Here is a 13,897-nt window from a genome sequence, read left to right as displayed (position 1 = left end):
TGATACCCGAATTCTGCCGGATACAAAAATTTTGGTGTGATAAGCCTGACGAGTGCAATTACAGGCGCATTTCTGCGACACAATTGCGTTTTCGTGCGCATACCTGCTGCCAGATAGCCGTCCACGGTCTATGCTTGATTTCAGCCAGAATGAAAAAATGGCATAATGACAAAAAATTACAGAAACCGGACTCTCTGGCATAAGACGCAGGATACTGACATTTCCATGACTCAACTTCCCAAACTCACCCGTGAACTCCTCTATCCACGCTATTGGCTGACCTGGCTCGGCATTGGTTTTCTCTACCTGTTAGTGCTGTTGCCCTATCCGGTGTTGCATGCCATTGGCTGTGGACTGGGTCGCATTGCCATGCGTTTCATGAAACGTCGCGTTGAAGTGGCGCAGCGCAATCTGGAAGTGTGCTTTCCCACCATGCCGACTAATGAACGCGACGCGATGGTGAAGCACAACTTTGAATCGGTGGGCATGGGACTGATTGAAACCGGCATGGCGTGGTTCTGGCCAGACTGGCGCATCCGTAAATGGGTCACCACCAGCGGCCTGGAACATGTTGCTAACGCGCTGGCAGAGAAGCGGGGCATATTATTAATTGGTATGCACTTTCTGACTCTGGAATTGGGCGCGCGGGTATTTGGTATGCATAACCCAGGCATTGGCGTGTATCGTCCGAACGACAATAAGCTCATCGACTGGCTGCAAACCTGGGGCCGCATGCGTTCCAATAAAAGCATGCTGGACCGCAAAGATCTGAAAGGCATGATTCGCGCCATGAAGAATAACGACATTATCTGGTATGCACCGGATCATGATTATGGCCCGCGCAGCAGCGTATTTGCGCCTTTCTTTGCGGTTCAGGACGCGGCGACAACCACCGGTACGCATATGCTAATTCGTCTGGCAAATCCTAGCGTGGTGCCTTTCCTGGCGCGACGTCTGCCAAACGCACGCGGCTATGAGCTGAAAATGATGCCTGATATCCGTGATAAATTTACTCTGGAATCTGAACTTGAGACCGCTGTAGTGATGAATAAAGTGGTGGAAGAGACGGTGTTACTGGCTCCAGAGCAATATATGTGGCTGCATCGTCGTTTTAAAACCCGTCCGCAAGGTGAGCCTTCGGTTTATTAATGTGATGTGGGGCATGATTGCGCGCCCCACGCCCTTCAGCAGAAATTTACCTTATTACGTGATTTTATCCGGTTATTAATCAGCTAATCGGTCCAGCCTGAGCTTGGGCTAATTGTTCAGTTAGCACCACTCTTAACCCATCAAATCCTTCTTTCTTAGCTATATCTTTGCAAGAAATTAATCTTTCAAGGCGATGCGCCGGCAAAAAACTGCGCTAGTATTTGATTCTGCCGCAGGTTAATCGGAAATATTTACTAATCAAAATATGCCGTTTCGGACCTGTTTTTCCCAACATCCAGGGCTATTCCTATTTAATTTTGCTGAACCCTTCGGCCTCGCTTATCAATGCAGTAAAATTAACTTAGTAAACAAGGTATTGTCTTAATAAAAATCCCTATATTCCTTTTTGCGAAAAAAAACCGCGTCTTTATATCCTTATGGAATTTGTCGGCAAATTCGAATCCAGTTAATTTCGTGATGTCAGTTAGAACATTAAGTTCACTTTAAAAAAATATAAAAAGATTACACACAGCAAATATATCTCAGGACAAATATTATATGAATAAAGGCATCTACTACTACGTGACGATCAGTACCGATCAGGAAGGTTATCATCTTCTGCATCGGAAAGAGTGCAAACGGCTACCCGTAAAGGAGGATATGGTTTTTATCGGCACTCTGTATAATTTAAATCAGGCATTATCAACCGCGCGTATTAATTTCAAAAAGGTTAAGCCCTGTATTAAATGTTGTATTCGTTACTCTGCTCCAATTATTCATGAATCTGTGCGTCCGGTATTACACTTTCCTCAGAAAATAGCCTGACCGGTTGGGCGGTTGAATTTCATGCAACCGCCCAACCGATATTTCCTCTGCGCCCCGCACTTCACGATTTTTCGTCTATCCTTCTGTGAAATCCCTTTTTTACAGACATGGAGTTGATGATGAGCCTGTTTAGCACCCTTGAAGAAGCCATTGAAGCCGCTCGCGAAGAGTTCCTTGCCAGCCAACCTGAGATCGCTGAAGAAGATGCCAGCGTCAGCCAGTTTGCCCTGCAGAAGTATGTGATGCAGGATGGCGACATTATGTGGCAGGCCGAGTTTTTCGCTGAAGAGGATGGCCAGGGTGAATGCCTGCCGATCTCCAGCGGAGAAGCCGCACAGGCCATTTTTGACGGCGATTTTGATGAAGTCGAATTGCGTCAGGAGTGGCAGGCAGAAAATACGTTGCATGAATGGGATGAAGGCGAATTCCAGCTGGAACCTCCGCGTGACCTTGAAGAAGGCGAAGCGGCGGCGCAAGAGTGGGAAGACGATAACAGCCCTTCTGACAATCTGTAATAACGCTTATTCGTACGGGCCGTGACTGGCATCCACGGGCAGTAACAGCGTGTCCATGACCAGCGATAGCGGCAAATCGAGAATGGTCAGCACACGCCACGGTCCGTCACGAACGTCCCACTGCACGCCAGGATAGTATTGATTGCCGTGACCTTGTCCGGGAAAGGTGCGGCTGATGATACTGCCACAACCAGTGAGCAGAAGAATGGCGGCGCTAAGCGCGGTTATTTTCAGGAAATAATTCACAACATTTACTCACAATGAACTGGCGTTAGTTTAACTGCCTGTGAGGTGAAATACCTACTCCTGACGCGTAAAGATTGCGTCATAATCCGGGCGAAAAAAAAGCGGCATCTCTGCCGCTTTTCACTTTCTCATCTTTAGCGCTGTGGCAGCGCCTCTGGATTGAGCTTCAGCTTCTGATAGCTTTCCACCCACTGATGATATTTGTCCGCGCTTTCCCACAGGCGTGAGTGCACACGCGCCAGCACCACTGGATCGCTGATCAGCTGCAAACGCTGCTCGCGGTTCAGTTTCTCTGGCGCATCACTCAGCGCCTGATCAACACGACGGTCACGCGCATGGTCCAGCAAATCGCTCTGCTTATGACGCGATGTTGCCATCGCCGTCGCTAGCGCGTTAAACGCCGGGTTAAACAGCGCATGCATAAAGCCATTTTTCAGCGCACGTTGACGGTTGATCTGCAGGTAGTGATCGGTATCGACCAGCTCTTTTGGTGGTTCATACTCTTCTGGGATCAGGAACAGCTTAGCGTTCTTACTCTTCTGCCCTACCGTTGCACGGCTCGACATCACCGACACAAACGGCGACAGGATCAGCGAGAAGACGATCGGCGACAGCCACCACAGGAAGTTCAGGTCGAGGAAGCCCATTCCGCCCGCCCACACGATACCCAACAGCATCTGTGAACCATGACGACGGAAAGCTTCGCTCCACGGCGTCGCATCATCATCACGCTGCGGCGAGTTCCACACCACTTCCCAGCCGAGGAATGCACTGACCACGAACACGGTGTGGAACAGCATGCGTACCGGCGCCAGTAGCACCGAGAACAGCATTTCCAGAATCAGCGAGAAGAACAAGCGGATGGCGCCACCGTAAGGTTTCGCTCCCTTGAACCAAATCAGCACCACGCTCAACAGCTTCGGCAGGAACAACAGCACCAAAGTGGTTGAGAACAAGGCAATAGCCAGATCCGGACGCCACTGCGGCCACACCGGGAACAGCTGGCGTGGTTGCAGGAAGTAGGTCGGTTCCATCAGCGTGTGCACCACCTGCAAGGCAGTAGACAGCGCAAGGAACATGAACCACAACGGCGCAGAGAGATAAGACATTACGCCCGTCAGGAACACCGCACGGTGAACCGGGTGCATCCCTTTTACCAGGAACAGACGGAAGTTCATCAGGTTACCGTGACACCAACGGCGGTCACGCTTCAGCTCATCCAGCAGGTTCGGCGGCAGTTCTTCATAGGAGCCCGGCAGATCGTAGGCGATCCACACGCCCCAACCGGCACGACGCATCAGCGCGGCTTCAACGAAGTCATGCGACAGGATCGAACCGGCGAAGGAACCCTCACCCGGCAACGGTGCCAGCGCACAGTGCTCGATAAACGGCTGCACACGAATGATGGCGTTATGGCCCCAATAGTGTGATTCACCCAACTGCCAGAAGTGCAGACCGGCGGTGAACAGCGGACCGTACACGCGCGTGGCGAACTGCTGACAACGGGCATACAGCGTATCCATGCCTGACGCTTTTGGCGAAGACTGGATAATACCGGCGTTCGGGTTAGCATCCATCATGCGCACCAAGCCGGTAAGACACTCACCGCTCATCACACTGTCGGCGTCCAGCACCACCATGTAGCTGTAATTGCTGCCCCAGCGACGGCAGAAGTCATCGATGTTACCGCTTTTACGCTTCACACGACGACGACGGCGACGATAGAAAATCTTGCCCGCGCCACCGACATCACGTACCAGCTCCATCCAGGCTTTCTGTTCGGCGATGGCGATATCCGCATCGTAGCTGTCGCTGAGAATGTAGACGTCGAAGTGCTCGGCGTTGCCCGTACGTTTGACCGATTCCCAGGTCGCACGCAGGCCGGCAAACACACGTTCTACGTCTTCATTACAGATCGGCATAATCAGCGCGGTACGATGTTCCGGATTCAGCGGTTCATCGCCGGTGGTCGAATACGAAATGCTGTACTTATCGCGACCAATCAGCAACTGCAGGAAGCCCATCAGCGCGGTCCAGAAACCGGCAGAAACCCAGCAGAACAGAATGGCGAACAGGAACAGAATCCCGGTCTGCAGGATGTACGGCAGAATCAGCTCAACCGACTGCAGCCAGTTCTGGTTGAACATCTCGATCGGATCGATCAGCGTCCAGCCCTGATACGGCAGAATGGTTTTCATGTACCAGGTTGCCACCACGGTCTGCAAAATCGTCAGAATCAGCAGCACGTAACGACGCATGGAGCCAACATGGCGCCACTTATCTTCGGTTTTCTGCTCTTCTACGGTGGCATAGCGCGGTGTGGATTTCTGGCCACGCAGGGAATCCCATGCGCGTGCAATCGGGTTAGTGCGCCAGATCTCCGGGAACATCAGCGAACGCTTCACTTTCGGCATCGCCTTGAGTGTGGTGCGATCGAGATAATCCTTGCTGAGCTGCTGACCATCCGCCAAAGAGTCCGGCCAGGCCATTTGCACACGGGATGACACCGATTTCAGCGGCGCATCATCCGGGCGCTCGCTGGCGGCGTTATCCTGCCCCAGCGACGTATGAATAGCGTGGAACGCCTGCGCATTCTGTAGCGAATCGCTCAGACGGGCGCGCCCTGCCGCATCAAGCGGCAGAGCCTCCACGTAAGATTGAGGTAGAAATATCGATTTATTCATTGGCAGGTAGCTGATAGCTCCAGGTTTCCGTCAATGTCTTGTCGCCGCTCACCAGCGCCGCACGCATCTCAGTCGGCTGCTTGTTATCTTTCACACGCAGACGCAACACCAGACGCCAGCCTTTGGTCACCGGGTTGTAGCGCACACTCTGCTCAACCACGTCAGCGTTATTACCCACGCTCACCTGCGGTGCCACTTGCGTATCTTCCGGCAGCTTGCTCATCGCTTTGCCAACGAAATCCACGGTGAAGGCGATAGAACCATCAGGTTGACGTACCAGATTCGACTGCTTCACATCACCGGCAGAGCGCAGCGTGTCTTTCACCCAAGCGATATCATCGGAGTGCAGCTGATTCTCGTCACGGGTGAAGTGCAGACGATACTGGAAGTTCATCTCTTTGCCTGGCTCAGGCAGTTTTTCCGGCGTCCAGAACGCAACGATGTTGTCGTTGGTTTCATCCGCGGTTGGAATCTCTACCAGCTCAACGCGACCTTTGCCCCAATCACCCTGCGGCTCAACCCAGCCACTTGGGCGCAGATCGTAACGATCGTCGAGGTCCTGGAAACGGCTGAAATCACGCGTGCGCTGCAGCAGACCAAAGCCTTTCGGGTTCTCTACGGTAAAGGTACTGACTGCCAGATGTTTCGGGTTATTCAGCGGACGCCAAATCCACTCACCGTTACCGGCATGAATCGAAAGACCATTCGAATCGTGCAGCTCTGAACGGAAGTTGGTCACCGGCGAAGGCTGGTTAGCACCAAACAGGAACATACTGGTCAACGGCGCAACGCCCAGTTTGCCGACGTTATCACGCAGGTAAACTTTAGATTGCACATCAACCGTCGATTCTTTGCCCGGTTTGATGATGAAGCGATAGGCACCGGACGCACGTGGCGAATCCAGCAGCGCATAAATCACCAGCTGTTTGTCCTGCGGTTTTGGACGTTCAATCCAGAACTCTTTAAAGCGCGGGAACTCTTCGCCGGACGGCAAGGCAGTGTCAATCGCCAGACCGCGCGCCGAAAGACCGTACACCTGGCCTTCGCCAATCACACGGAAATAGCTGGCACCGAGGAAGCTGGTGATCTCGTCGTCTTTGCCCTTTTTATTTAAAGGATACAACACCTTAAACCCAGCAAAGCCGAGGTTTTTGACTGAATCAGCATCGTGTTTTACGTTGCCGAAATTGAAGTAGTCAGGGTTATATTTAATTTCACGTACTGAAGACGCCGTCACTTCGTTAATTTTCACCGGCGTATCGAAATACATGCCCTGATGATAGAACTCAAGCTTAAACGGCGTGCGCAGTTTGCCCCAATAAGCTTTGTCGTGGTTAAACTGGATCTGCTGATAGTCAGCAAACTTCATTTCACGAAACTGAGAGGGTAAATTGCTTTTTGGCGCTTCGAAACTTTTCCCTGCCAACGCCTTGGCTTGTTTTGCAACATCATCAATGTTAAACGCCCAACTATTGTTGGCATACATAGCCAGCAGAACTGCCGCGCCTACCCAGCGCATCTTTACCAGTCCCACTTTATTATTCACATTATTCAGCACATCCCCCCCTTTCGTGTGCTTAGATCAAACCCGATTATCTTAAAGGATTATTCGGTTTTCCGACAGCGTATGTAATAGATTGTTCCGCTGATTTGTAAGCTGAAAGTGTGCTTTTAGGATAATTAAACCCCGCAAAATCACATACAGATTCACCTGATAGTATACCCTGTTTACAGCCGGTAGAATTTTCCTTCGGCATAATCCGGTTTCAGGGTGAAACCGGCAAGTAAACTGACTATTGGAAGATTATGAGTTCAGCAAAACCCGAACGTGAATATTTCCTCGATTCGATTCGCGCATATTTAATGTTATTAGGCGTGCCTTTTCACGTCTCCCTGATTTACTCCACGCAAAAATGGGCTGTGAACAGCCATGACGCATCGATGTGGTTGACGGTGTTGAATGACTTTATTCACGCCTTCCGCATGCAGGTGTTCTTTGTTATCTCAGGCTATTTTTCCTACATGCTCTACTTACGCTACCAGCCACAGCGCTGGTTGAAAGTGCGTCTGGAGCGTGTCGGTATCCCGATGTTGACCGCCGTTCCGCTGATCACGCTGCCGCAGTTTTTCATCACCAAAAATCTCACCGATAAAATCGGCGACTGGAGCAGTTTCTCGCTGTACGACAAGTACAACACGCTGATGTGGGAGTTAATCTCGCATCTGTGGTTTTTACTGGTACTGGTGATTCTGACCACGCTCGGTATGGTGGCGTTTCGCTGGCTGAACAAGCAGCAGCGCGACATCAATTATCAGCAAATTGGCTGGGGTAAACTGACGCTGGCGCTGCTGATTTATGCGTTGATTTGGTGCGCCTTCCGACGCGTGCTGTTTTATTTCGTCCCGGCCGTTTTTGCTGATGGCCTGTTCAGCATTGCCGTGATGCAAATGCTGATGTTCCTGCCATTCTTTATGCTGGGCGCGCTGAGCTGGAAGCATCAGGCGCTGAAGGCGCTGTTTGTACGCTTTAATCCGGTGATGTGCTTTGGCGCTATCGCGGTATTTATTGCTTACAGCCTGAATCAGCGTTACAGCAGCGGTGAAGGTTGGCTGTACGAGATTGATATAATCATTTCGACGCTGATGGGTTTGTGCATGCTAAACGTCTGTTTTAGCTTCGGGCATAAGCTGCTGAACAGCCATTCACCGCGCATTATGTATTTGGTGAATGCTTCGCTGTTTATCTATCTGGTGCACCATCCGCTGACCATTTTGTACGGCATCTACATCACGCCGCACATTGGTAGCGACACGCTCGGCTTCTTCGTCGGCTTGCTGATGGTGTTTGGCGTGGCGTTTACGCTGTACGAAATCCATCTGCGCATTCCGCTGCTGCGCTTCCTATTCTCCGGTAAGCCGCAACGCAAATAAAAAATAGGGCCAGCTAAGCTGGCCCTTTTATCTAAAGCAACCACTCAACCGGCAAACGCCACACCAGCCGCACCAGCAAGCGCTGAAGCAGCGTGCACTGCGGTTCGTGTTTATGCACCACTTCGCCCTGCTCGTTCGCAAACTCCACCCAATTGACGCGTCCCCACTTATCCAGACGCAGCGTCCATGCGCGATCGCGCATGCCGGCAATAAAGCGCTGATGGGTTTGCTGCGCCAGGGTTTCACTCTCAATCACCAAACCCATTTCGGTGTTCAGCATGGCGGAACGCGGGTCGAAGTTAAACGAGCCGATAAACACTTTGCGATTGTCGACGGTGAAGGTTTTGGCATGCAAACTGGAACCCGAATTACCGGTGATGCCGCGATCGTGTGGCGCGCTTTGCGGATTGTCCTGCGGCTTCAGTTCATACAACGCGATACCGTGGCGCAGCAGTTTTTTGCGCCAGCGCGCATAACCGGCATGCACCACCGTGACGTCATTCGCCGCCAGCGAATTGGTGAGTATCGCAATCTTCACCCCGCGCCGCTTCAACGCCAGCAGTTGCGCCACGCCAGCACGCGTCGGGACAAAATAGGCCGAGATAATATCGAACTGCTGCTGCGGCGTGCCAATCACTTCCAGCATGCGCTGAGGCAGCAAACTGCGGCGTTTTGCTTTGCCGAGCCCTTTACGCGGATCGTCGCTCAGCAGACGCGATTCCGCCCACGTCATCTCCAGCTCGCCCTGCTCCATCTGACTGATAAACGACGAATGCTCCAGCCGCGCCAGATAGCGCTCCACCGCTTCACTCTGCTGCCACTCTTGCGGCAAGCGCACCGCCTGATGCGCATCACCGCTCACATCAACCACCTTGCGCAGCGGCGAAACGGCTTTACTGCGCCAGTAGCGTTCGAAATCCTGTGTCACTTCGTCGACCACCGGACCAATCGCCAGCACATCGAGATCGGTAAACAGCGGCTCATCGCCAGTGCCAAAATATTCGTCGCCGATATTGCGCCCGCCCACCAGCGTCGCCGCGCCATCCACCGTCAAACTTTTATTGTGCATGCGCCGATTGAGGCGGGAAAAATCGGTGAGATAACCGAGCGCGCGCAAGGTGCGGAACGAGAACGGATTGAACAGGCGCACGGCGATATTGGCGTGGCGATCGAGTTCCGCCAGCGTTTCATCCAAACCCGGCGTGTTGTTATCATCCAGCAGCAGTCGCACTTTCACTCCGCGCTCGGCGGCATCCAGCAGCGCGCTAAACAGCAAGCGGCCGGACATGTCGTTGTGCCAAATGTAATACTGCACATCAATGCTGTGCTGCGCCATGCTCATCATCTGATAGCGCGCAGCAAAAGCGTCCAATCCATCGTTAAGCGGATGAATGCCGCTCATGCCGGGATGCCGCGCGCAACGCGCCTCAACACTCGGTTTTAGCCCATTGCCCGAATGTTCCTCAGGCGGCAAAGAAGTTGCTGCTTCACTCATAGTGAATCCCTGAAAGCTGTGGACCTATTATTGTTGGTATCAATGCGCTAACAAGCAATCGGAGGCTTCCTTTTCTGCCCGATGGCGCACCGTCAATTTAGTCTAGACTTAGCCAGGCGTTCTGCATTCTGCATCCGGCGTTCACCGTGAGGAGAGGATTATGACTCAGCAATCCCTGCGCCATCACCCTCAGCTGTTCCGCAGTTTCTTTCAGGGCAGTTTTCCCTGTTCAACCGCCTGTCGTGCAGGCGGACGTCGGCTCGATATGGTGATCAGCAGCGGCCACGACATGCTGCTGGAAAAAGATTATGCCGCGTTAGCGCAAGAAGGTTTGCACACCGCGCGCGATGGCGCTCGCTGGCATCTGATTGAAGCCGTGCCCAACGCATATGACTGGCGCACCTTTCTGCCGATGGTGCATGCCGCAGCGCGTCACGACATGCAGATTATCTGGGAGCTGGCGCACTTTGGCTATCCCGATCACCTGGATATCTGGAAAGCCAGCTTTGTCGATCACTTCGAACGCTTCGCCCGCGCGATGGCGCAACTGATGCGCGATGAAGGCATCGAACAGCCCTTTTTCACGCCGATTAACCAAATCTCATTTTGGTCGTGGGCCGGCGCGGACGTTTCCTGGCTCGATCCCTACGCCAGCGATCGCGGTCGCGAGCTGAAGCGCCAACTGGTGCGCGCCTCGCTGGCGGCGATGCACGCCATTCGTGAGGTATATCCCAATGCCCGCTTTGTGCTGACCGATCCGCTGGTACAAGTGGCGACAGATCCCGATAATCCCGACAGCAAACCCTACGCCGACGCGCAGCATCAGGCGCAATTTGAGGCCTGGGATTGGATTGGCGGACGCGATGCGCCGGAACTGGGTGGCCGCGCGGATTTCCTCGATATTCTGGGTCTCAATTACTATCCCGACAATCACTGGTTTTTCTCAGGCGAAACCATTCCGCTCGACCATCCAACGCGGCAACCGCTGCACCGTTTATTAATGCAGTGCTGGCAACGCTATCAGCGCCCGATGATTTTGGCTGAAACCGGCGCTGAAGGTGATGCGCGTGCGCCCTGGCTGCGTCACATAAGTGAAGAAGCGCGTCTGGCGCTGGATCAGGGTGTGGCGCTGGAAGGAATTTCGCTCTATCCGGTGGTGGAGTATCCGGCGTGGGCCGACGATCGGCGTTCACCGGGCGCGCTGTTCGGCCTCGGCGATCCCAATGGCAATCGCACCTTGCATGAGGCGCTGGCGCTGGAGTTGCGCAGTCAACAGATTAAGTGGCAGAACTGGCAGACAAAAAGCTAAGACTGTTGCGTGGTGGTTGGTTTTTGCGGACAGGTTTGCACATCAAGTGAAGGATCAGCCGGATGACGTACGTCGGTGAGCCAGGTCATAGTGAAGAGAAATACCACGCCAATTAAACAGGCGGAGAGCAGGCCAATTATGGCGATCAGTTTGTCATCTCTGGATTCCATCGACATCTCCTTGCAGGCTTCCTTTTCCCGGTGCTGACCTTAACTCATCCACAGCGTAATCATCAGGACGAAGATTATAAGCGTAACCGAAGTGACTGCAAGTACCACAATAGCGAAGAGCGCGTCGTCGAGCGGCTGCCGATAAGGTTCGTCGTGGTCGTCTGGTGGTGCAGGTGAACTCATGATGACTCAAAAATAAAGGCGAGTTTTCGTGCAGGATTGCCGCTCAGAGTGTAATGCAATGTGCTCTAAGTTACAGGATTATTTCTGGCGGAGAAAATAACGGGGCGCAAGCGCCCCGTGAGAACAGATTAGAAATCGTAGCTCAGTGAAACCTTCACCGTGCGCGGTTCACCCTGAGACAAATAGGTGCCGCTGTCATCGACGTTGGCCCAATATTTCTCATTGGTGACGTTATCCACGCCCACGCGCCACACCATATCGTTCTGGTTAACCTTCATGCGGTAACGCAGACCCAAATCCAGCGTGGTGTAATCATCCAGTTTCATGTTGTTTGCCAGATCAGCGTATTGCGAGCCGGTGTAGTTCAGCAATGCCGTGGCAGTCAAACCATCAACTGGCTTGATGTCATACTCCGCACCCAGCGCCGCAGTGAAGCGCGGAACGCCGATGGCGTTTTTGCCATCCTGATCGCTGTCTCCGGTTTTGGTCATATTCGGATCGATCCAGGTGGCGCTGCTATTGAGACGCAGACCCAGCACCGGCTCACCGAATACGTTCAGCTCCACGCCACGGTTACGCTGCTCGCCATTCAGTTGGTAAACCGAATTGTTCAGGACGCCAACCGGCTGTTTGATTTCAAACAGCGCCAGCGATCCGCCAACGCGACCAAAGTCCGCTTTCACACCCACTTCGTTCTGCTTCGCATGCACGATACCGGTAACGCTACCGTAGTTAGTGGCGGTAAACGGTGCGGCGGTGCCCGGCGTCAGCGATTCGGTATGGTTGGCATACAGCGAGATATTTTGCGTGGCTTTATATAGCAAACCGTACGCTGGCAACCAGCGGCTGCTGTCAAAACGTGTCGCGGTATCTTCTGCGCCGTCATAACCGTAGTTACGCACCACCACTTTCTGATGACGCGCGCCGACGGTTGCCAGCAAGGTGTCATCAAAGAAGCCCAGCGTATCGCTCAGCAGGTAGCCCTGCGAGCGTGAACGGTACGTGGTCAGTGGATCGCTGAACTTAGCGCCACCGGCAAACACGCTATCCGGTTCGGCCACATCCTGCGGATTATAAATGTTCACGTTGGCATCGTTGCCCGACGACATGCGATAGCTGTTTTTCGCATTCGCGGTCATCGCCGAATAGCCGAAGTTCACTTTGTGCGTCACCGGACCGGTGGTGAAATCACCACGCAGGCCAACCATGCCGCTCATGTTGTCCTGCACGCGATTGGTACGGAAGCGGCCAATGGTGGCGTTACCGGCGCTATCGAGGATCTTCGGAATGCCGTAGTTGCCCACTTCATGGGTGTGCTGCGCGCCGAGGCCCGCATAGGCGGTCCACTGATCGGTGAGATCGTATTCGGCTTTCGCCAGACCAAACTCCGACTCGATATCGCTGAACACCCAATTCTGGCTGTAGTTTTTCGAGTTGGACGGCACATCAGGAATGAAATCGATGCCGCTGATGTTGATGCCGTTACGCGCATCGTGGAAGGTCTTTTTCTGGTAGCCGACGTCGAGCGACGTACGCAGACGATCGCCACGATAATCCAGGCCGAGTGACGCAGCAGTGGTGCGTTTCTTCTCGCCATCCACCTCCGTGCCGCCTTCACGGTTAACCGCGTTCAGACGCACGCCAAACTGGTTATTGTCGCCAAAACGACGCCCAATATCGGCAGTGCCGCCCACTTGTGAACCGGAAGTGTAATCTACGCCAATACGTGTCAGCGGCGTGTCATCGGCATGTTTCGGCTCAAGGTTAATCATGCCGCCGACGCCGCTTTCCGCCGAACCGTTCAGCAAGGCGTTAGCGCCTTTGAAGATTTCCACGCGATCAATCAGCGAGGCATCCATCACCTGACGCGGCACGATACCGGCCAGGCCGCCGTAGGTCATGGCATCGCCGTCCAGCTTGAAACCACGGATGCGATAGCTCTCGGCAAAGTTGCCGTAGCCTTTCAGATTCTGCACGCCAGCATCGTTGCGCACCACATCACCGATGGTTTGCGCCTGTTGGTCCTGAATCATTTTCGAGGTAAAACCGATGACGTTGAACGGCACGTCCATGGCGTTTTGCTCACCCAGCATGCCAAGACGGCCGCCGTGCGCAACCTGGCCATCAAGGAACGCCGGTACCAGATCGTCGCCGCCTGGTTTGAAATCGGTTTGTGGTGTCGCGGTCACGGTCAGCGTCTGCTGCTCGTTTTTCGCGTTGGTTTGAGTTGTGGTGTTGGTGGTAGCAGCCATCACTGGCAAACAACCGGCGCTGACCATAACGGCCAACAGCGTCGGTTTCAGTCCGGGATTGAAAGGCATAGCGCGCATGGGATCCCCTAATGCAAACGAAGTGATAATCATTATTATTGCGGTTTGCGATTATGCGCA

The 13,897-nt window shown here is 53.4% G+C and carries 11 protein-coding genes; 5 read left to right on the top strand and 6 right to left on the bottom strand.

Translation table 11 applies throughout. From position 1 onward, the window contains the following. The first annotated feature begins 225 nt into the window (after nucleotides 1-225). The 3 genes from VIJ98_RS07550 (at nucleotide 226) to VIJ98_RS07540 (ending at nucleotide 2,489) form a co-directional block, all read left to right on the top strand. Nucleotides 226-1,149: a Kdo(2)-lipid IV(A) acyltransferase gene (locus tag VIJ98_RS07550; protein WP_008103130.1), complete on the top strand. Its 924-nt coding sequence runs from the start codon at nucleotides 226-228 to the stop codon at nucleotides 1,147-1,149. A 558-nt stretch (nucleotides 1,150-1,707) separates the two neighbouring features. Then, nucleotides 1,708-1,974: a hypothetical protein gene (locus VIJ98_RS07545; protein ID WP_008103132.1), complete on the top strand. Its 267-nt coding sequence runs from the start codon at nucleotides 1,708-1,710 to the stop codon at nucleotides 1,972-1,974. 119 nt (nucleotides 1,975-2,093) lie between these two features. Continuing rightward, on the top strand, nucleotides 2,094-2,489 hold the full coding sequence (locus tag VIJ98_RS07540) for a MysB family protein (RefSeq protein WP_008103134.1): 396 nt from the start codon (nucleotides 2,094-2,096) through the stop codon (nucleotides 2,487-2,489). Between the two features lie 6 nt (nucleotides 2,490-2,495). Here VIJ98_RS07540 and VIJ98_RS07535 read toward each other — a convergent pair whose 3' ends face one another. From VIJ98_RS07535 to VIJ98_RS07525, 3 genes are all read right to left on the bottom strand, one after another. Further along, nucleotides 2,496-2,735, bottom strand: a complete 240-nt coding sequence (locus tag VIJ98_RS07535; RefSeq protein ID WP_008103136.1) for a YceK/YidQ family lipoprotein — start codon at nucleotides 2,733-2,735, stop codon at nucleotides 2,496-2,498. Nucleotides 2,736-2,869: 134 nt separating this feature from the next. Beyond that, complete coding sequence (gene mdoH, locus VIJ98_RS07530) at nucleotides 2,870-5,419, bottom strand: glucans biosynthesis glucosyltransferase MdoH (RefSeq protein ID WP_154152757.1); 2,550 nt, start codon at nucleotides 5,417-5,419, stop codon at nucleotides 2,870-2,872. Beyond that, nucleotides 5,412-6,947 (bottom strand): glucan biosynthesis protein G, encoded by a 1,536-nt coding sequence (locus VIJ98_RS07525; protein ID WP_175501680.1) that lies wholly within the window; start codon nucleotides 6,945-6,947, stop codon nucleotides 5,412-5,414. The genes mdoH and VIJ98_RS07525 overlap by 8 nt, the downstream gene beginning before the upstream one ends. Nucleotides 6,948-7,225: 278 nt before the next feature. On the opposite strand from VIJ98_RS07525, the gene mdoC reads away from it, so the two are divergent. Continuing rightward, entirely contained in the window at nucleotides 7,226-8,350 is a 1,125-nt protein-coding gene (gene mdoC / locus VIJ98_RS07520; RefSeq protein ID WP_323273142.1) for a glucans biosynthesis protein MdoC, read from the top strand. 31 nt (nucleotides 8,351-8,381) lie between these two features. Here mdoC and VIJ98_RS07515 read toward each other — a convergent pair whose 3' ends face one another. Next, the gene (locus VIJ98_RS07515) at nucleotides 8,382-9,845 is read right to left on the bottom strand and encodes a phosphatidylserine/phosphatidylglycerophosphate/cardiolipin synthase family protein (protein WP_154192225.1); all 1,464 of its coding nucleotides are present in this window, start codon (nucleotides 9,843-9,845) and stop codon (nucleotides 8,382-8,384) included. A gap of 160 nt (nucleotides 9,846-10,005) precedes the next feature. Here VIJ98_RS07515 and VIJ98_RS07510 point away from each other — a divergent pair, with 160 nt between their 5' ends. Next, nucleotides 10,006-11,154 (top strand): beta-glucosidase, encoded by a 1,149-nt coding sequence (locus VIJ98_RS07510; RefSeq protein ID WP_323273140.1) that lies wholly within the window; start codon nucleotides 10,006-10,008, stop codon nucleotides 11,152-11,154. On the opposite strand, the gene VIJ98_RS07505 is transcribed toward VIJ98_RS07510, so the two are convergent. Together VIJ98_RS07505 and VIJ98_RS07500 are read right to left on the bottom strand one after the other, a co-directional pair. Continuing rightward, nucleotides 11,151-11,324, bottom strand: a complete 174-nt coding sequence (locus VIJ98_RS07505; RefSeq protein WP_258144915.1) for a hypothetical protein — start codon at nucleotides 11,322-11,324, stop codon at nucleotides 11,151-11,153. The two genes, VIJ98_RS07510 and VIJ98_RS07505, sit on opposite strands and share 4 nt — an antisense overlap. Nucleotides 11,325-11,635: 311 nt before the next feature. Then, the gene (locus VIJ98_RS07500) at nucleotides 11,636-13,837 is read right to left on the bottom strand and encodes a TonB-dependent siderophore receptor (protein ID WP_323273137.1); all 2,202 of its coding nucleotides are present in this window, start codon (nucleotides 13,835-13,837) and stop codon (nucleotides 11,636-11,638) included. Between the last annotated feature and the right edge of the window lie 60 nt (nucleotides 13,838-13,897).

The organism is Pantoea sp. S18 (assembly GCF_045689705.1).
GTDB classification, from domain to species: Bacteria; Pseudomonadota; Gammaproteobacteria; order Enterobacterales; family Enterobacteriaceae; genus Pantoea; species Pantoea symbiotica.
Note: the sequence above shows the minus strand (reverse complement) of the source record. Positions and strands in the feature narration are given on the sequence as shown.

Excerpts from the sequence above, each read along its gene's own strand:
- VIJ98_RS07540 (WP_008103134.1), top strand. The coding sequence starts at position 2,094 with ATGAGCCTGTTTAGCACCCTTGAAGAAGCCATTGAAGCCGCTCGCGAA.
- VIJ98_RS07510 (WP_323273140.1), top strand. The coding sequence starts at position 10,006 with ATGACTCAGCAATCCCTGCGCCATCACCCTCAGCTGTTCCGCAGTTTC.
- mdoC (WP_323273142.1), top strand. The coding sequence starts at position 7,226 with ATGAGTTCAGCAAAACCCGAACGTGAATATTTCCTCGATTCGATTCGC.
- VIJ98_RS07545 (WP_008103132.1), top strand. The coding sequence starts at position 1,708 with ATGAATAAAGGCATCTACTACTACGTGACGATCAGTACCGATCAGGAA.
- VIJ98_RS07505 (WP_258144915.1), bottom strand. The coding sequence starts at position 11,324 with ATGGAATCCAGAGATGACAAACTGATCGCCATAATTGGCCTGCTCTCC.
- VIJ98_RS07550 (WP_008103130.1), top strand. The coding sequence starts at position 226 with ATGACTCAACTTCCCAAACTCACCCGTGAACTCCTCTATCCACGCTAT.
- mdoH (WP_154152757.1), bottom strand. The coding sequence starts at position 5,419 with ATGAATAAATCGATATTTCTACCTCAATCTTACGTGGAGGCTCTGCCG.
- VIJ98_RS07500 (WP_323273137.1), bottom strand. The coding sequence starts at position 13,837 with ATGCGCGCTATGCCTTTCAATCCCGGACTGAAACCGACGCTGTTGGCC.
- VIJ98_RS07515 (WP_154192225.1), bottom strand. The coding sequence starts at position 9,845 with ATGAGTGAAGCAGCAACTTCTTTGCCGCCTGAGGAACATTCGGGCAAT.